The sequence below is a fragment of the Streptomyces sp. NPDC031554 genome, from assembly GCF_055580685.1.
This window is the reverse complement of record NZ_JBVIKX010000008.1, coordinates 63,802-81,040: the sequence shown is the minus strand read 5'-3', so window position 1 is coordinate 81,040 and position 17,239 is coordinate 63,802. Positions and strand designations below refer to the sequence as shown.

The following is a 17,239-nucleotide window of genomic DNA, read 5'->3' as shown; positions in this document are numbered from 1 at the left end:
GGCGCGGTGGCGGCCACGGTTCCTCCTGGCGCACGGACCGGCGGGCGTGTCGGGGCCCGCTCCCGCCGGGAGACTTCCCCGCGGGGCCCGGCCGCACGGGGGCGTGGGCGGCGCGGACTCCCTCAGTACCGGCACGGGAGCAGGAGCGGGCCGTCGCCGGCGCCCGTCGGCGGTCCGGGCGGGGCGAGGAGCGGCGGCTCCGGCCGGCCACGGGTGGTGCTCACCCGGGACCGTGCCCGGTGGCGGTCCGTACGTGGAGGTGGCCGTCGAACGGGAACTCCGGTGGTGCGGGGGGCAGTTCGGCGTCGAAGCCGTAGCCGGCCTTCTCCGCGACCCGGCAGGATGCGGTGTTGGCGGCGGTGTGCAGCAGCCGCAGGCGGGTCGCCTCGGGGAAGGCGGTGAAGGCCCACCGCGTGAGGGCGCCCAGGGCGCGCGGGGCCACGCCCCGGCCGCGTGCGGGGGCGGCGGTCCAGTAGCCGACCTCCGGCTCGGGGCCGTGGGGCGCCTTGAGGACGACGTGTCCCGCCAGCCGCCCCTCGCCGCCGTCGGGCCGGGTCTCCAGGACGGCGAAGGCGAGGCGCGTCCCGGTCTCCCAGCCGTCGTGCTGCGCCCGCAGCCAGTCCAGCGCCTCCCTCTCGTCCCGCACGGTCACGGCCGCCCAGCGGCGCAGCACCGGGTCCCGGTACGCCTCGGCCACACCGGCGGCGTCCTCGGCGCGCCACGGGCGCAGCAGGAGCGCGGGCGCCGACCCGGTGGCGCCGGCCTCCAGTCGTACGGCTCGCAGGCCGGTGTCGTGCGGGGTGTCGTGCGGGGCGTCCATGTCCGGCAGCCTAGGTGACGCCCCCTCAGGCCTTCTCCTCGCCGTCCCGCGCCGCGGGCGGGGCGATGCCCCGCTCCCCGGGGGGTCCCTCGGGGAGCCTGTCGACGTCGACGCCGCGCACCTGTGCCAGTTCGTGCCTGAGGGCGGCGAGTTCGGTGCCGCCCGCCATGTGGTGGGTGAGTTCCTCCAGGCCGACCCGGCTGCGGTCGGCGGAGAGTTCCACCGTGCCCAGGCGCAGGACGGTGAAGTGGTCGCCGACCAGGTGGGCGTGGTGCGGGTTGTGGGTGATGAGGATGACGCCGAGGCCGCGGTCGCGGGCGGCGGCGATGTACTTCAGGACGACGCCGGACTGCTTGACGCCGAGGGCGGCGGTGGGCTCGTCGAGGATGAGGACGCGGGCGCCGAAGTGGACGGCGCGGGCGATGGCCACGCACTGGCGCTGACCGCCGGAGAGGGTCCCGATGGGCTGTTCGAGGTCGTCGAGGACGATGCCCATGCGGCGCAGTTCGTCGTCGGCGGTCCGCTTCATCGTCCCGATGTCGAGGCGCCGCACGGGCCAGGGGCCCTTGGTGATCTCGGAGCCGAGGAAGAAATTGCGCCACACCGGCATCAGGGGGACGGTGGCGAGGTCCTGGTAGACGGTGGCGATGCCCCGGTCGAGGGCTTCGCGCGGGGTGGTGAAGCGCACCGGCTCGCCGTCGACGAGGAGCTCGCCCTCGGTGTGCCGGTGCAGTCCCGAGACGATCTTGATGAGGGTCGACTTGCCGGCGCCGTTGTCGCCCAGCACGCAGGTGACCCTGCCGGGACGGACGGTCAGGTCCACGCCGTGCAGGGCACGGACGTTGCCGTACGACTTGCCCGCGCCGCGGAGTTCGACCAGGGGGCGGCCGGCGTCGGCCGAGGGGGCGGCCGCGAGGGCGGCGGTCTTGTCGTTCGTCATGGGGTCACCTCCGGGTGGCCGTGCGCTGGACCCACAGATTGATCAGGACGGCGCCCAGGAGCATGACGCCGAGGAAGGCCTTGAACCAGTCGGGGTTCCAGCCGGCGTAGACGATGCCCTGCTGGACCATGCCGAACATGAAGGCGCCGAAGACCGGACCGATCGCCGAGCCGTGGCCGCCGGTGAGGAGGCAGCCGCCGATGACGGCCGCGGCGATGTAGATCAGCTCCTGGCCGACCCCCTCGCCGGACTGCACCGTGTTGAAGGTGAACAGCTGGTGCATGCCGACGAACCAGGCGCCGAGACCGACCAGCATGAACAGGGAGATCTTCGTGAACGTCACCGGGACGCCCACGGCCCGGGCGGACTCCTTGTCGCCGCCGACGGCGAAGACCCAGTTGCCGTACCTGGTGCGCAGCAGAACCCAGGTGGCGAGGGCCGCGAAGACCAGCCACCACACCACCGTGATCTTCACCTGGACGCCGCCGACGCCGAACGACGAGGCGAAGACCTTCCTGGCCTGGCCGAAGCCGTCCATGTCGCTGATGTCGTCGGTGGCGACGTTCCCGGTGACCAGCTTGGTCACCGCGAGGTTGACGCCCTGCAGGATCAGGAAGGTGCCGAGGGTGACCAGGAAGCTGGGCAGGCCGGTCCTGACGAGCATCCAGCCGTTGAACGCGCCGATCCCGAGGGACACGGCCAGCGCGACGACCACACCGACCCAGACGTTCATCGTGAGCTGGTAGCCGAGCATGCTCGCCGTGAGCGCCGAGGTGACGACGGCGACGCCGGCCGACAGGTCGAACTCGCCGCCGATCATCAGCAGCGCCACCGGCAGGGCCATGATCCCGATGGTGGAGGACTGGTACAGGACGTTCGCCATCGAGCCGCCGTCGCGCACCGGCGCGGCCGCGGCCAGGAAGAAGACGTACACCGCGGCGGCGCCGAGGAGGACGCCCACCTCGGGTCTGGCCAGCAGCCGCAGGGCCGGCGGGCGTCGGGAGGTCCGGCCGTCGGTCTCCTTCGGGCCGGGGGCCGGCGGCGGGGTCACCGCCGGCCCGGCGTGCCGGGTCGTGCTCATCACCGGGTGCCCTTCGCGGCGTACGCGGCGACCGCGTCGACGTTGGACTTGTCGACGAAGGCCGGTCCGGTCAGCACCGGCTGCTGACCGCCGCCCAGGTAGTTGCCGTTGTTCTCGTGGAGCCACAGCGAGTCGACGGCCAGGTAGCCCTGGAGGTAGGGCTGCTGGTCGACGGCGAACTGGACGGTGCCCTGGTCGATGGCGCTCGTGAGGTTCTTGTTCAGGTCGAAGGTGGCGATCTTCGCCTTGCTGCCCGCCTCCGAGACCGACTGGACGGCGGTCAGCGCGAACGGGGCGCCCAGGGTCACCACGTAGTCGACGGCGCCGTCCTGCTTGAGCTTGGCGGTGATCGTCGACTTCACCGAGGGCATGTCGGTGCCGTTGACGTACACGGTCTCCGTGCTGCCGGAGAAGGTCTTCTTCACCCCGTCGCAGCGCTGGGTGAGGCCGATGTTGCCCTGTTCCTGGATGACGCAGGCGACCTTCTTGGCGCCCTCGGAGTTCAGCCTGGTGCCGAGCGCCTCGCCGGCCACGGTCTCGTCCTGGCCGAAGAACTCCGTCAGCCCGAGGCTCTTCCACTCGCTGACACCGGAGTTGAGGCCGACGACGGGTATGTTCGCGGCCTTCGCCCTGGCCACGACGTCCTTGAGGGCGTCGGGTTTGGCGAGGGTGACGGCGATGCCGTCGACCTTCTGGTCGATCGCGTTCTGCACCAGGCCGGCCTGGTTGCCGGCGTTGGGGTCGGCGGAGTAGACCAGCTTGACGTTGTCCTTGGCGGCGGCGGCCTCGGCGCCCTTGCGGACGATGTCCCAGAAGGTGTCCCCGGGAGACTGGTGGGTCACCAGCGCGACGGTCATGCGGGGTGTCGTGGCCTTGCCGGCGGCGGCCTCGCCCCCTTCGTCCTCGGCCTTCTTGCCGCCGGAACCGCTGGAGCAGCCCGCGAGGGTCAGCGCGGCCGCCGCGGCCACGGCCACGACCGGGGCGATTCTGCGGGAACGGGAGGGGGAAGATCTGTCCATCTTTCCTGCACCTCACTGTGCGACAGGGGAACGACGGGAAAGGAGAGGCGATCACGAGGATCCGGGCCCGGACCCGGAGGCCGGGAACTGCGGCGCTGCTGGGACGGGATCCAATCCCCTGGCGTTTCCCCTGTCCATGCTTTGTCCAGACATCATTTCACCAGCAGGTGCGAATGTAAGAACAAACCAAGGACAGGGAGGGCGGGCGGCTCCCGGACCTGAGGGGGCGATCTCTACCCCGTGCGGGGGAACGTCATCCGCCGTGCGGGAAGGTGCCCGACGACGGGAGCCGGTGACCGTGGCCCGCCAGGCCGGCAGACCGTCCGTCAGGCCGGCCGCGGCCGGCGGTCCGCGGGGGCCCGCCCGGGCGCCGCCGCGGAGTGGGCACGCGGGCGGCGTACGGGCATACGCCGGAAGACGGAACGGGACGGTCCGCACGTCCACCGTGCGTCCCGTCCCGTTTCGTTTCGCCGCCGCCTTCCGACCGCCGACTTCCGGTTGTCGACTTCCGGTTGTCGACTGCCGGTTGTCGACTGCCGACTTCCTGCCATCGGCCATCGGCCGCCGGCTACCGGCTACCGGCTACCGGCTACCGGCTACCGGTCAGAGCGTGAGGGTCACCGCGGCGCCATCCGCAGTGCGCCGTCCATACGGATGGTCTCGCCGTTGAGGTAGTCGTGGTCGACGACGGCCAGGACGAGCCCGGCGTACTCCTCTGGCCGGGCGAGCCGGCGCGGGAAGGGCACTCCGGCGGCGAGCGAGGCGCGGAACTCCTCCGAGACGGTGGCCAGCATGGGGGTCTCGACGATGCCCGGGGCGATGGTGCACACCCGGATGCCGTACTGGGCGAGATCGCGGGCGGCGGGCAGGGTCAGCCCGACCACGCCGCCCTTGGAGGAGGAGTAGGCGGCCTGGCCGACCTGACCGTCGTAGGCGGCGATGGAGGCGGTGTTGACGATCACGCCCCGCTGGCCGGCGTCGTCGGCCTCGGTCTCGGCGATGGCCTCCGAGGCGAGCGCGAGGACGTTGAAGGTGCCGACCAGGTTGATCTGGATCACCTTCGCGTACAGGGCGAGGTCGTGGACGCCCTTCTTGCCGAGGATCCGCATCGACGGGCCGATGCCGGCGCAGTTGACGACGGTGCGCAACGGCACGCCCGAGCCGGCCGCGGTGGCGACGGCGTCCCGCACCTGCTCGGGGTCGGTGACGTCGGCGGGCACGTAGCTCACGCCGGGCACCTCGGGCGCCTTGTCGATACCGTCCTCGAGGTCGAGGGCGAAGACCCGCGCGCCGCCCTCGGCGAGCGCCTTCGCGGTGGCCGCGCCGAGGCCGGACGCACCGCCGGTGACGAGGGCGGCGGTGTTCTCGAGCTGCATCATCACTCCTTGCCGAGGACGGTGAGCGCACCGCCCTCGTTCCGGTCCAGCGCACGCGAGATGATCATGCGCTGGATCTGATTGGTTCCTTCGAAGATCTGCATGACCTTCGCCTCGCGCATGTAGCGCTCGACGGGGAAGTCGCGGGTGTATCCGTACCCGCCGAGGACCTGCACCGCGTCCGTGGTCACCTTCATGGCGTTGTCGGTGGCCACGAGTTTGGCCACCGACGCCTCCCGGGTGAACGGCAGGCCGGCGTCCTTGAGCCGGGCGGCGGTGAGCGCCGTGGCGCGCGCCGACTCGGTCGCCGCGCCCATGTCGGCGAGGACGAAGGCCAGACCCTGGTGCTCGATGATCGGCTTGCCGAAGGTCTCGCGCTCGCGGGCGTAGCGCACCGCGTGGTCCAGGGCGCCCTGGGCGAGGCCGGTGGCGACGGCGGCGATGCCGAGCCGGCCGCAGTCCAGGGAGGCGAGCGCGATCTTCAAGCCCTGCCCCTCCTCCCCGATCCGCCGTTCGACGGGCACCCGCACGTCGTCGAAGCGCATGGTCGCCGTCGCCGACCCGGTCAGGCCCATCTTCCGCTCCGGCGGATCGGCGCTGAGCCCGGGGGTGTCCGCCGGGACGAGGAAGCAGGAGATGCCGTGGGCGCGGTCGTCGGAGGTGCGGGCCATGACCGTGTAGAAGTCGGCGTACCCGCCGTGCGTGGTCCACGCCTTGGCGCCGTTGAGGACGTACTCGTCGCCGTCGCGGACGGCGCGCGTGAGCATCGCCGCCGGGTCCGAGCCGGCGTGCGGTTCGGAGAGGCAGTACGCGCCGAGCCGTTCTCCGCCCAGCATCTCGGGCAGCCACTCGCGCCGCTGCGCCTCGGTGCCGAAGCGGGCCAGCGGGAAACAGGACAGCGCGTGCACCGAGATGCCCACGGCCACACTGGACCAGACCGCCGCGACCTCCTCCAGGACCTGGAGGTACACCTCGTACGGCTGGTCCGCGCCGCCGTCCTCCTCGGCGAAGGGCAGCCCGAGCAGGCCGCTGCGCCCGAGGGTGCGGAAGACGTCCCGCGGGAACGCCCCGTCCGCCTCCGCGTCGGCGACCCTGGGCGCGAGTTCCCTGGCCGCGAGGGTGCGCGTCAGCTCGACGAGGTCGACGGCCTCCTCGGTGGGCAGGGCGCGAGTGGCAGGCATGTCGACCTCCACGAAGTGATACTGGAAGGAGTACGAAAGTATCATTCACAGTACTGCACACCGGCGTGCCGAGGCATCCGCGGACGGGACGGAAACGAGGGGAACGGAGCGGACGGAATCCGGGCGGACGGGACCGAAGTGGCCGGAATCGGAGCGGTCGGGGCCGGAGCGGTGGGGGCCGGAGCGGTGGGGGCCGGAGCCGCGGCTCTCAGGAGGAGACGGCGTGCACGATGAGCGAGGCGAGCTGCTCGTACGCCTCCGCGTCGGTCAGCCCGGTGCGCGCCTTCAGTTCGCCCTGCTGGATCTGGCGCATGGTGGCGGCGGCGACCTCGCCGACGAAGGCCGCGTGCACCTCGCGGAAGGCCCCGTCGGAGACGCCCTCCGCGATCAGCCGGCGCACCCGCTCCGCCGCCATGCGCGTGTTGGCCTCGTACACCTCGCGCGCGGGCGGGAACTCGGCCACGTCGTCGAGGAAACGGCGGGACAGCGGGCGCAACTGCTCGGCGACGGCCGTCAGGTAGGCGCGGACGCGGTCGGAGGGATCGCCGGTCTGCGCCACCCGCTTCTCCACGGCCTCGGTCGCGCCCCGGAAGTAGTGCTTGACCGCCTCCACGACCAGCCCCTGCTTGCTGCGGGCCAGCTGGTACAGGGTCGTCTTGGAGCAGCGCAGCCGCTCGGCGAGATCGTCCAGGGTGAGGTCGGAGAACCCCTCCGCCGTCAGCAGCGCGACGAGTCGTTCCAGCAGGTCGGCCTGTCGGGCGGTGCGGCGGGAGGACGGCATGATCCCAGAATATCCGCGCCGCCGCGCCCCGGAACGGGGGACCTCGGCGCACGCGGTCCCACCGCCTCCGCCGCGCCGGCGAGAACCCCGAACGCACCGAAGCCGCCTCCTCATGAGTGAGAAAGCGGCTTCCGACCTGCGATGTCGCTGGTCGGGACGACAGGATTTGAACCTGCGACCCCTTGACCCCCAGTCAAGTGCGCTACCAAGCTGCGCCACGTCCCGGTGCGCCGTCCGCGGATTCCCGCGTGATCGCGCGAACAGCACTTTACCCCACCCGGGGCACTGCGCCGAAAGGGGCGTGGGCGCGGGACAATCGCTCCATGGGCAGCACGAGGCACGACAGGGACGCGGGGGACGCGGGAGACGTGCGGGACCGGGACGAGGAGGGGCGGGCGCGCAGCGCGCGCCCCCGGGACGGGCTGGGGCGGCCGCTGCCGTACGGGGCCGCCGGGGTGGAGCGCCAGCCCGAGGGCGTCGTACGCCGCCCGCGAGAGAGCGTCGCCGAGGCGCAGGCACTGCTGGACGCCGGGAAGCCGTTCCACGCCCACGAGGTGTTCGAGGACGCCTGGAAGTCGGGCCCGGAGGCGGAGCGCACGCTGTGGCGGGGGCTGGCCCAGCTCGCGGTCGGCCTCACCCACGCCGCCCGCGGCAACCTCACGGGCGGGCCGCGGCTGCTGCGGCGCGGGGCGGCGTCCGTGGAGGAGTGGGCCGGCGGCTCCGGGCGGTGGGATCCGTACGGGATGGACCTCGCCGGGCTGGCCGGCTGGGCGCGGCGGCTGGCGGAGGAGGTGGAGCGGTCGGGGACGGCGGTGGACGCGCGGGCCGCGGCACCGCGGCTGCGCTGACACCCGCCACCGTCACCGCCGGTGGCGTACGGCAGACTCGTGGCCGTGCGAACGGTTCATGTCATCGGCATCGGCGCGGGCGACCCCGATCAGCTGACCCTCCAGGCGGTCCGGGCGCTGCGCGGCACGGACGTGTTCTTCGTCCTCGACAAGGGCGAGGTGAAGAGCGACCTGACGCGGCTGCGCCGGGACATGCTGGAGACGCATCTGCCGGAGGGCGGCTACCGGGTCGTGGAGGCCCGCGACCCGGAGCGGGACCGCCGCGCGGGTGGCGCCGCCTACTCCCCCGCCGTCGGCGACTGGCGCAGCGCCCGTGCCGGGATCTACGAGCGGCTGATCGCCGAGGAGCTCGGTGAGGACGAGAGCGGCGCGTTCCTGGTGTGGGGCGACCCCGCGCTGTACGACAGCACGCTCGGCATCCTGGAGGAGGTGCTGGCGCGGGGCGCGGTGACCTTCGCGTACGACGTGGTGCCCGGCGTCAGCAGCGTCTCGGCGCTCGTCGCCCGCCACCGCACGGGCCTGAACCGGGTGGCCGGGCCGGTGCAGATCACCACCGGGCGGCGGCTCGCCGAGGGGTTCCCGGAGGGGGTGGACGACGTGGTGGTGATGCTCGACGCCCACCAGGCCTTCCGCCGGTACGCCGACCAGGACGTCGACATCTACTGGGGCGCCTACATCGGCACCCCGGACGAGATCCTGGTCTCCGGCCCGCTCGCCGAGGCCGGCCCCCGCATCGAGCGTCTGCGCGCCGAGGCACGCGAACGCAAGGGCTGGATCATGGACACCTACCTCCTGCGCCGCAACCCCCGGGACGACTAGAGCCTGTCTCTTGGAAGTGCGGTCCGCAGGGTGGTGCGTGCTGGACCGATAACCTGTGCCGGCGTCGACGGCATGGTGCGAAACTTCGGGCCATGACCTCACCCGAGCTCAGTAACCTGGACTATCTCCGGGAGATCGAGCGCCTCGCCAACCGCGTCAGTGTGGAGGCGTCCAACGAAGGATGGCTCTCGTTCCAGGCAGACCCGGATGAGGCGACACCGCTGCAGCGCAGCGTTAACGTGCTTGCTCGTGCTTTGCGCCATTACCACTTCGAGGGCGATGGCTGCTTGGAGGAGGACCGGCCTCTGGTCCGCCTTGTTGGAGCCTCGGTACTGAAGCCCGGGGCCATGCCGGTCGGGGTGAAGGAGGCGTACGAGGAGGTATGTGCACGGATCGGCGTTGATCCCAGGCCGGAGGGCTGGGCCCTGTGGAACACCTGGGGCGACGGGGACCTGAAGGTGACCATGGTGGTGTCCGCCGTTGAGACGACCGAGGGGCTTATCGAGAACTGGGCGCGCGGGAGGGCACTCGATCCGGTGTCACCGTTGCCCTCTCAGATCGCCCTGGTTCGCCAGGGATGGATAGGACCGATGACGTTCTCACCTCGCGGCGTCAGCCGGGCTGGCCTCGGAGGTCGGCCGCTGTCCTAGACTCTGGCCCTCAGTCAGGGCCGTGTCCACATGAAAATCGCAGCGAGGTGCAGTGCGGCCTGGTAGGCGAGGGCGAGCTTGTCTGTTCGCATGGCCAGACCACGCCACTGCTTGAGGCGGTTGATGCATCGTTCGACGGCGTTGCGCTGCTTGTATGCCTCAGCGTCGAAGCCGGGCGGGCGACCACCGGCGCGACCTCGCCGCAGTCGGTGTCCGGCCTGGTCGGCGGGCTGCGGGATCACGGCACGGATACCTCGCTGCCGGAGATGCTCACGGATCGCGCGGGATGAATACGCGCGGTCCGCCAGAACGACGTCCGGGCGGGTCCTTGGCCTTCCGGGTCCGCTTCGCGGAACACGGATGCCGGCCATGACGGTCTCGAAGGCCGGGGCGTCGCCCGCTTGGCCTGCAGTGACGCGGAGGGCCAAGGGTCGTGCGTGGCTGTCGCTGGCGAGATGGACCTTCGTGCTCAGGCCGCCGCGGGAACGTCCGAGCGCGTGGTCTTCGGGCTCAGCCTGGTCCGGAGCCCCCTTTTCCTGGCTCCGGCTGCGTGCTGGTGGGCCCGGCAGACGGTGGAGTCCACCGACACGGTCCAGCCGATGTCGTCAGCGCCGTCGGCCGCTGCCAGGAGCGCGGCGAGGATGCGTCCCCAGGTGCCGTCCACGGCCCACCTGATCAGCCGTTTGTGAGCGGTCTGGAATGAGCCGAGCTCGTCCGGTAGGTCCCGCCAGGGCGAGCCGGTCCGGTACTTCCACGCGATGGCCTCCAGGGTTCGACGATGGTCGGCCCATCGCCGACCACGGACCGGATCGGCCGGCATCAACGGCTCCATCCGGTCCCACATCGCATCAGTGATCACCCACCGGACAGACACATCCGATCAATCGACGAACAGACCAAGGAGACACGCTCTAGGTGTGCTGTCCCGGGACGTTGGTGACACGCGGACTGGGTGCTTGAACAGGTGAGGGCCTTCTGGGTTCGGTGTGGATTGCGACATCTACGACCGACCCCGGGAGGCCCTCGTGTCCCACCGTAATGCCCCACTGACCCCGACCGGCAGGCTGCGTCTGGCCCGGTGTGTCATCGAGGACGGCTGGCCGCTGCGACGGGCGGCGGTGGCGGTCGCCGGGCTGCCGAGGCGATCGCCACCGCCGCCACCCAGGGACTTGCGCGCGGTGGCCGCATGCACGCCGCGGCACGGTGACCGTCAGCCGGTCGGCCGGTCGGCCGACCGGTCGGCACCGCGGAGGCGGGTGAGCGTCCGGCGGCCGAGGAGCACGCCGCCCAGCCCCAGCGGGACGGCGACGACGGCGCCGACGAGCCCGTTGCCGGTGCCGGGACCGCCGCTGGCGGTAACCAGGTGCAGCACCGCGAGGGCCGTGCCGACCAGCCCCACCGCGATGGCCGACACCCCGCCGGTGCGCGCGTCGCCGACGCCGGTCCGGCCATCGGCGCGGGTCAGGGCCAGCCGGCCGAGGGCCAGACCGAGCAACCCCACCCCGAGGGCCAGGTTGGCTCCGGTCCGCCCGTCGCCGATGATCCCGCCCTCGGCGGCCGCCGTCAGCGCTGCTGAAGCACTCATGCCGCTCTCCTCCTTCTTCTTCTCCGTCGCTGACCCGTCGCTGATCCGTCGCTGATCCGTCGCCGGCTGCGAGGGCCGATGTCCCTCGAGCATGCGCGCCCGGCCTCCTGGCGGTCGTCCGGCGAACGCGGGCACTTTCGGCTGCCGCGTCCGCGGCAGCCGGATACCGCGGACGCGGCAGGCGGCGCCCCGGTACCGCACCCGCGGTAGCCGGCCGCTCCTCCGTGAGCCGGACTCGGCGACCACCGCGTCCGGCTACGGTGCACCCATGGACGAAGGACGGCCCGCTGTCCCGGCCGCGGTCGCCGACCTCGCGATCGCCGTGGGCGTGGCGGCACTGCTGCTGGGCACCGGGCTGTCCGGCTCGCACCCGGCCGGGGACCGCGAACTGCTCGGCTGCGTGCTGCTGGCGGCCGGCGGGCTGGCGCTGGCCGCGCGCCGCCGGGCACCGCTCGTGGTCCTGGCCGTCACCGGGCTGTCCGCGGTGGGCTCTCTGGCGGCCGGGTTCGAGGTGCTCTCCGTCTCCTGCCTGGTCGCGGTCCACGGCGCGGTGCGCGCCGGGCACCGCGCCGCCGCACTGGCCGCGTCCGTGGGCCTGGTGGCCGTGCTCCACCTCACCGCCCTGGCCCTGCGGGACGGGCCCGCACGCGAGGCCCTGGCGCAGGCCCGGAACACCCTGGAGATCGCCTGGCTGATCGCCGCCTTCGCCACCGGGGAGGCGGTGCGGCAGGCCGAACGGCGGGCGGACGAGGCGGAGCGCGCCCGCGAGGAGACCGCCCGGCGCCGGGCCGACGAGGAGCGGCTGCGCATCGCCCGGGAGCTGCACGACTCGCTCACCCACCAGATCTCGGTCATCAAGGTGCAGGGCGAGGTCGCCGTCCACGTGGCCCGGCGGCGGGGCGAGCGGGTGCCGGAGGCCCTGCTGGCGATCCGGGAAGCCGGCCGGGAGGCGAGCCGGGAACTGCGTGCGACCCTCGAGGCGCTGCGCGACGACGGCACCACCCCGCCGCACGGCCTCGAGCACATCCCGGACCTGGTGAAACGGTTCCGGGGGACCGGCCTGGAGACGACACTGACGATCGAAGGACATCCGCACGACGTGCCGGCCGCGGTGGGCCGTACCGCTTACCGGATCGTGCAGGAGTCGCTCACCAACGTCGCCCGGCACGCCGCCGCGACCACCGTCTCGGTGTTCATCGACCACCGGCCGGACGTCCTCGCCGTCCGCGTCGACGACGACGGGAGGGCCGCCCCGCCCTCCACGCCGACGCCCGGCCTCGGGCTGCTCGGCATGCGCGAACGCGTCACGGCCCTGGGCGGCCGCCTGCGCACCGGGCCGCGCGGCGCGGGCGGCTTCACCGTCCAGGCCGAACTCCCCACGGACGGAGCGTCGTGATCCGTGTCCTGCTGGTCGACGACCAGCCGCTCATCCGCAGCGGCTTCCGCGCGCTGCTCGACCTCGAGGACGACATCGAGGTGGTGGCCGAGGCCGCCGACGGCCGGGAGGGCCTGGCGCTCGCCCGGGAGCACCTGCCCGACGTCGCGCTCGTCGACATCCAGATGCCCGTCATGGACGGCATCGAAGCGACCCGGCGCGTCGCCGCGGACCCGGCCCTGGCCGGGGTGCACGTCGTCATGCTGACCAACTACGGCATGGACGAGTACGTCTTCGACGCGCTGCGCGCCGGCGCCGCCGGCTTCCTCGTCAAGGACATCGTGCCGGAGGACCTCCTGCACGCCGTGCGCGTCGCCGCCCGCGGTGACGCCCTGCTCGCCCCCACGATCACCCGCAAGCTCATCGACCGGTACGTCACCCAGCCACCCCCCGGCCGCGTCGGCGGCGGGCTGGCGGAACTGACCGGCCGCGAACGCGAGGCGGTCGCCCTGGCCGCGCGCGGCCTGTCCAACGACGAGATCGCCGACCACCTGGTCATCAGCCCCTCGACCGCCAAGACCCACATCAACCGGGCCATGGCCAAGCTCCATGCCCGTGATCGCGCCCAGCTCGTGGTCCTCGCCTACGAATCCGGCCTGGTCACCCCGCGCGGCTCCTGACCCCCGGCGCGTCGCCCACCGACCGGTGCGGGACCGCGTCCGCGTCACGGCGCGCCGAGCCCCAGCCGCTCCAGCGCCCCGGCCACGTCCGGCACCGCCGTCACGCCGTCCGGCAGCGGCGGCCGGCGCACGACCACGACGGGCAGGCCCAGCAGGCGGGCGGCCGTCAGTTTCGCGGCCGTCGCCGCTCCCCCGCTGTCCTTCGTGACCAGTACGTCGATGCGGTGCCCGCGCAACAGCTCCAGCTCGTCGGCGACGGTGAACGGGCCGCGCACCAGGACGATTTCGGTGTCCGGCGGCATCGGCGGCGTGGGGGGTTCCACGGACCGGACGACGAAGTGCTGCCCGGTGAGGTGAGCGAAGGCCGCGAGGCCCAGGCGTCCCGTCGTCAGCAGGACGCGGCCGCCGAGGCGGGGCAGCAGTTCCGCCGCCTTGGCCAGGGAGCCGACGGGGTGCCAGCGGTCCCCGGGACCGGGCCGCCAGCCCGGCCGGCGCAGCACGATCAGGGGCCGTCCGGCGGCGGCCGCGGCGTGCGCCGCGTTCGCGGTGATGCCGGCGGCGAAGGGGTGGGTGGCGTCGACCACGGCGTCCACGCCGTGCTCGGCCAGCCAGGCCGCGAGCCCGTCGGCCCCGCCGAACCCGCCGCTGCGGACCTCCCCCGCGAGGGCCCCCGGCCGGGACACCCGCCCCGCCAGCGACGAGGTCACCCGGACACCGGGGCGGACCGCGAGGGCGGCGGCCAGTTCGCGGGCCTCGGTGGTGCCGCCGAGGACCAGGACGTGGGCGGACATGGCGTCGAGCGTACGGGGCGGGGGCGACGGCGGACCCGCGAGGGCCCGCACCGGACGGCCCCGGACGGCCCCGGACGGCCCCGGGATGATCCTTCCGGCGCGCTGCCGGACCCGGCGCTATCGTCCCCGTATGGGAACCGTGCGTGCCGTACGTGCCGTCCTGATCGACGTCGACGGGGTCCTCACCGTCTCCTGGAAACCGCTCCCGGGGGCGGTGGAGGCGCTGCGGGCGGTGCGCGAGGCCGGGCTCGGCGTCGTCCTCGTCACCAACACGACCTCGCGGACCCGGGCCTCGATCGCGGCGACGCTGGCGGACTCCGGGTTCCCGGTGGGGGCCGAGGACGTCCTCACCGCGCCGGCCGCCACCGCCGCCCACCTCGCCGGGCGGTTCCCGGGCGCCCGGTGCGCGCTGCTGAACAGCGGGGACATCGAGGAGGACCTCGCCGGCGTGCGCCTGGTCGGTCTCGAGGCGGACGACGTGGACGTGGTGGTCCTCGGCGGAGCGGGACCCGAGTTCGGTTACGAGGCGCTGGACCGGGTCTTCGGGCACCTCCGGCGGGGCGCGCGGCTGGTGGCGGTGCACCGCAACCTCTACTGGCGCACCGAGGCGGGACTGCGGCTGGACACCGGGGCGTTCCTCGCGGGGCTGGAGGCGGCCGCGCGGGTGACGGCCGAGGTGACGGGCAAACCGTCGCCGGCGTTCTTCGCGGCCGCGTTGGGGCGCCTCGGGGTGGACGCCGGGGAGGCGCTGATGGTGGGCGACGACGTCGAGTCGGACGTCCTCGCGGCGCAACGGGCGGGGATCGGCGGGGTGCTGGTCAGGACCGGCAAGTTCCTGCCGGAGACGCTGGCGGCGGCCGACGGCACCCCGGACCACGTGGTCGACTCGTTCGCGGACCTGCCCGCCCTGCTGGCGGGGCCACGGTCAGCGCAGTAGCAGTTGGAAGGCGCCCGCCACCGTCGCCGCGACGACGAGCCGCTCGAACAGCCGCTGGTCGATGCGGTGCACCGCCCACCTGCCGAGCAGTGCCCCGGGGACGACGAACGCGGCGAGCGCCGCGTCCAGCAGCAGCGAGCGGCCGTCGATCAGTCCGAGGCCCACGCTGAACGGCACCTTGGAGACGTTGACGACGAGGAAGAAGAAGGCGGAGGTGCCGAGGAAGCCGAGTTTGCGGAAGCCCGCCGACAGCAGGTACATCGACATCACCGGGCCGCCCGCGTTGGCGACCATCGTGGTGAAGCCGCCGAGGACGCCGTAGGAACGGGCCTTCAGACGGCCGGCGCGGGTCACCACGGCGTCGGGGGCGTCGGCCGCCCCGGCGGTGCGCCGCCGCCACACGGTGACCCCGGTCATGAACAGCAGGATCGCGCCGATGGAGGTGCGCACGGTCGCGTCGTCGGCCCGCATCAGGAACAGCGTGCCGACGACGACGCCGGCGGCCACCGCCGGGAACAGCCGCCACAGCGTGGGCCAGTGGGCGTGCCGCCGGTAGGTGAGGACGGCGAGCACGTCGCCGACGATCAGGATCGGCAGGAGGACGCCGGTGGAGGCGCGGGCGGGCAGGACCGCGGCGAAGACCGCCAGGCTGACCGTGTTGGCCCCGCTGACGGCCGTCTTGGAGAAGCCGACCACGAGGGTCGCGAGGGCGAGGGCGGCGAACTCCCAGCCGGTGATGTGCCACAACGTCATCGTGTTCATGCGGGGACCGATGCTACGCACACCTGATCGGCCACCGGACGGGAGCCTCACGACCCGCCGACCGCGGGGCCGTGAAGCCGCGAGGCTGCCAGGCCTGTGAAGCCGCCAGGCCTGTGAAGCCGTGAGGCCGCCAGGCCTGTGAGGCCGTGAGGCCGCCAGGCCTGTGAAGCCGCGGGACCGCACGACCGCCGGGCCGTGCGGCCTCAGTGCCGTTCGACCAGCACCGCGCTCCCCTGCCCCACCCCGACGCACATGGTCGCCAGGCCCCGCTCCGCGCCCGTGCGCCGCATCCGGTGCAGCAGGGTGGTGAGGATGCGGGCCCCGGAGCAGCCGAGCGGATGGCCGAGGGCGATCGCGCCGCCGCTGGGGTTGACCAGGTCGGGGTCGATGCCCAGCTGGTCCACGCAGGCCAACGCCTGTGCGGCGAACGCCTCGTTGAACTCGGCCTCCTGGAGGTCGTCGACGTTCCACCCCACGCGGGCCAGCGCCTTGCGGGTCGCGGGGACCGGGCCGATGCCCATCACGTCGGGGTGGACGCCGGCGGAGGCGCCCGCGACGTAGCGGCCGAGGGACTCCAGGCCCAGCTCGTTCAGGGCCTCCTCGCTGACCAGGAGGAGGGCGGCGGCGCCGTCGTTCATCGGGGAGGCGTTGCCCGCGGTGACCGTGCCGTCCGGCCGGAAGACGGGCCGGAGCCGGGCGAGCTTGTCGTAGGAGGTGTCCTCCCGGACGCATTCGTCGGTGGCGAGGACCGTGCCGTCCGGGAGCCGGACCGGCAGGATCTCGTCGTCGAAGTGGCCCTTGTCGCGGGCGAGCGCGGCGCGCCGGTGGCTGCGGAGCGCGAAGTCGTCCTGGCGCTCGCGGGGGATGCCGTACCGCTCCGCGACCTCCTCGGCGGTCTCGCCCATCGCCAGCAGACCGTGCAGGTCCTTCATGGCGGGGTTGACCAGGCGCCAGCCGAGCCGGGTGTCGACGGTCTCCACCCGGTGCGGGAGGGCCTCGTCGGGGCGGGCGAGCACGAAGGGGGCGCGGCTCATCGACTCGGAGCCGCCCGCGAGCACGATCTCGGCCTCGCCGGCGGCGATCGTGCGGGCGGCGGCGGTGACCGCCTCCATGCCCGAGGCGCACAGCCGGTTCACCGTGGCACCCGGCACGGTCTCGGGGAGTCCGGCGAGCAGGGCGGCCATGCGGGCGACGTTGCGGTTGTCCTCGCCGGCCTGGTTGGCGGCGCCCCAGTACACGTCGTCGATCCGGGCGGGATCGAGCGCGGGCAGCTCGGCGACCAGGCCGCGGACGACACCGGCGGCGAGGTCGTCGGGCCGTACGGCGGACAGGGCGCCGCGCAGTTTGCCGATGGGGGTGCGGCGGGCGGCCGCGAAGTGGACGGGACGCACGACTGGGGACTCCTGACCGACGACGACGCTGTGGTCCGACAGATTAATTAGCACTGCTAGTTTCGGACTATAGACCGCCGTCATGCCCCGGGGGAAGGTCACCGGGCGGCGGCACGGGCCGTCCCACGGCCACCGGCGTGCCGCTCCGCGGTCCCCGGCGCACCGCCCCGGAGCCCCGCGCGCCCCCGCCCGGAGCCGCGTCC

General features: G+C 73.4%; 18 protein-coding genes and 1 tRNA gene. 6 read left to right on the top strand and 13 right to left on the bottom strand.

The window, feature by feature from the left end; translation table 11 throughout:
- Nucleotides 1-220 precede the first annotated feature (220 nt).
- The 8 genes from ACZ5FU_RS21485 to ACZ5FU_RS21450 form a co-directional block, all read right to left on the bottom strand.
- Nucleotides 221-820 (bottom strand): GNAT family N-acetyltransferase, encoded by a 600-nt coding sequence (locus ACZ5FU_RS21485; RefSeq protein ID WP_469046231.1) that lies wholly within the window; start codon nt 818-820, stop codon nt 221-223.
- 25 nt (nt 821-845) lie between these two features.
- Nucleotides 846-1,760: an ATP-binding cassette domain-containing protein gene (locus tag ACZ5FU_RS21480; protein ID WP_469046230.1), complete on the bottom strand. Its 915-nt coding sequence runs from the start codon at nt 1,758-1,760 to the stop codon at nt 846-848.
- Between the two features lie 4 nt (nt 1,761-1,764).
- On the bottom strand, nt 1,765-2,841 hold the full coding sequence (locus ACZ5FU_RS21475) for an ABC transporter permease (RefSeq protein ID WP_469046228.1): 1,077 nt from the start codon (nt 2,839-2,841) through the stop codon (nt 1,765-1,767).
- A complete protein-coding gene (locus ACZ5FU_RS21470; RefSeq protein WP_469046227.1) occupies nt 2,841-3,860 on the bottom strand; it encodes a substrate-binding domain-containing protein in 1,020 nt (339 codons plus the stop codon). The genes ACZ5FU_RS21475 and ACZ5FU_RS21470 overlap by 1 nt, the downstream gene beginning before the upstream one ends.
- Before the next feature lie 617 nt (nt 3,861-4,477).
- The gene (locus tag ACZ5FU_RS21465; protein WP_468837054.1) at nt 4,478-5,236 is read right to left on the bottom strand and encodes an SDR family NAD(P)-dependent oxidoreductase; all 759 of its coding nucleotides are present in this window, start codon (nt 5,234-5,236) and stop codon (nt 4,478-4,480) included.
- A gap of 2 nt (nt 5,237-5,238) precedes the next feature.
- A complete protein-coding gene (locus ACZ5FU_RS21460; RefSeq protein ID WP_451529334.1) occupies nt 5,239-6,417 on the bottom strand; it encodes an acyl-CoA dehydrogenase family protein in 1,179 nt (392 codons plus the stop codon).
- A 208-nt stretch (nt 6,418-6,625) separates the two neighbouring features.
- On the bottom strand, nt 6,626-7,198 hold the full coding sequence (locus ACZ5FU_RS21455; RefSeq protein WP_451529333.1) for a TetR/AcrR family transcriptional regulator: 573 nt from the start codon (nt 7,196-7,198) through the stop codon (nt 6,626-6,628).
- 148 nt (nt 7,199-7,346) lie between these two features.
- A tRNA-Pro gene (locus tag ACZ5FU_RS21450) sits at nt 7,347-7,423 on the bottom strand.
- Between the two features lie 98 nt (nt 7,424-7,521).
- On the opposite strand from ACZ5FU_RS21450, the gene ACZ5FU_RS21445 reads away from it, so the two are divergent.
- From ACZ5FU_RS21445 to ACZ5FU_RS21435, 3 genes are all read left to right on the top strand, one after another.
- Nucleotides 7,522-8,046, top strand: coding sequence for a DUF309 domain-containing protein (locus ACZ5FU_RS21445; RefSeq protein ID WP_451529332.1), 525 nt, complete (start codon nt 7,522-7,524; stop codon nt 8,044-8,046).
- Between the two features lie 45 nt (nt 8,047-8,091).
- Nucleotides 8,092-8,865 (top strand): precorrin-6A synthase (deacetylating), encoded by a 774-nt coding sequence (gene cobF / locus ACZ5FU_RS21440; RefSeq protein WP_451529331.1) that lies wholly within the window; start codon nt 8,092-8,094, stop codon nt 8,863-8,865.
- Between the two features lie 92 nt (nt 8,866-8,957).
- Entirely contained in the window at nt 8,958-9,515 is a 558-nt protein-coding gene (locus ACZ5FU_RS21435) for a hypothetical protein (protein ID WP_451529330.1), read from the top strand.
- A gap of 14 nt (nt 9,516-9,529) precedes the next feature.
- Here ACZ5FU_RS21435 and ACZ5FU_RS21430 read toward each other — a convergent pair.
- A protein-coding gene (locus ACZ5FU_RS21430) for an IS5 family transposase (RefSeq protein ID WP_469046501.1) occupies nt 9,530-10,359 on the bottom strand; the annotation gives its coding sequence in 2 pieces (ribosomal slippage) (nt 9,530-10,038 and nt 10,038-10,359; 831 coding nt in all).
- A 366-nt stretch (nt 10,360-10,725) separates the two neighbouring features.
- A complete protein-coding gene (locus tag ACZ5FU_RS21425) occupies nt 10,726-11,100 on the bottom strand; it encodes a DUF6223 family protein (RefSeq protein WP_451529329.1) in 375 nt (124 codons plus the stop codon).
- Nucleotides 11,101-11,368: 268 nt separating this feature from the next.
- Here ACZ5FU_RS21425 and ACZ5FU_RS21420 point away from each other — a divergent pair, with 268 nt between their 5' ends.
- Together ACZ5FU_RS21420 and ACZ5FU_RS21415 are read left to right on the top strand one after the other, a co-directional pair.
- Entirely contained in the window at nt 11,369-12,496 is a 1,128-nt protein-coding gene (locus ACZ5FU_RS21420; protein ID WP_451529328.1) for a sensor histidine kinase, read from the top strand.
- A complete protein-coding gene (locus ACZ5FU_RS21415) occupies nt 12,493-13,155 on the top strand; it encodes a response regulator (protein WP_468646512.1) in 663 nt (220 codons plus the stop codon). The genes ACZ5FU_RS21420 and ACZ5FU_RS21415 overlap by 4 nt, the downstream gene beginning before the upstream one ends.
- Before the next feature lie 44 nt (nt 13,156-13,199).
- Here ACZ5FU_RS21415 and ACZ5FU_RS21410 read toward each other — a convergent pair whose 3' ends face one another.
- A complete protein-coding gene (locus ACZ5FU_RS21410) occupies nt 13,200-13,946 on the bottom strand; it encodes a cobalt-precorrin-6A reductase (RefSeq protein WP_469046226.1) in 747 nt (248 codons plus the stop codon).
- A 139-nt stretch (nt 13,947-14,085) separates the two neighbouring features.
- Here ACZ5FU_RS21410 and ACZ5FU_RS21405 point away from each other — a divergent pair, with 139 nt between their 5' ends.
- Nucleotides 14,086-14,883, top strand: a complete 798-nt coding sequence (locus ACZ5FU_RS21405) for an HAD-IIA family hydrolase (protein WP_451529385.1) — start codon at nt 14,086-14,088, stop codon at nt 14,881-14,883.
- Here ACZ5FU_RS21405 and ACZ5FU_RS21400 read toward each other — a convergent pair.
- Both ACZ5FU_RS21400 and ACZ5FU_RS21395 read right to left on the bottom strand, forming a co-directional pair.
- On the bottom strand, nt 14,872-15,645 hold the full coding sequence (locus ACZ5FU_RS21400) for a sulfite exporter TauE/SafE family protein (protein WP_451529325.1): 774 nt from the start codon (nt 15,643-15,645) through the stop codon (nt 14,872-14,874). The two genes, ACZ5FU_RS21405 and ACZ5FU_RS21400, sit on opposite strands and share 12 nt — an antisense overlap.
- A gap of 203 nt (nt 15,646-15,848) precedes the next feature.
- Nucleotides 15,849-17,036: a thiolase family protein gene (locus tag ACZ5FU_RS21395; protein ID WP_469046499.1), complete on the bottom strand. Its 1,188-nt coding sequence runs from the start codon at nt 17,034-17,036 to the stop codon at nt 15,849-15,851.
- Between the last annotated feature and the right edge of the window lie 203 nt (nt 17,037-17,239).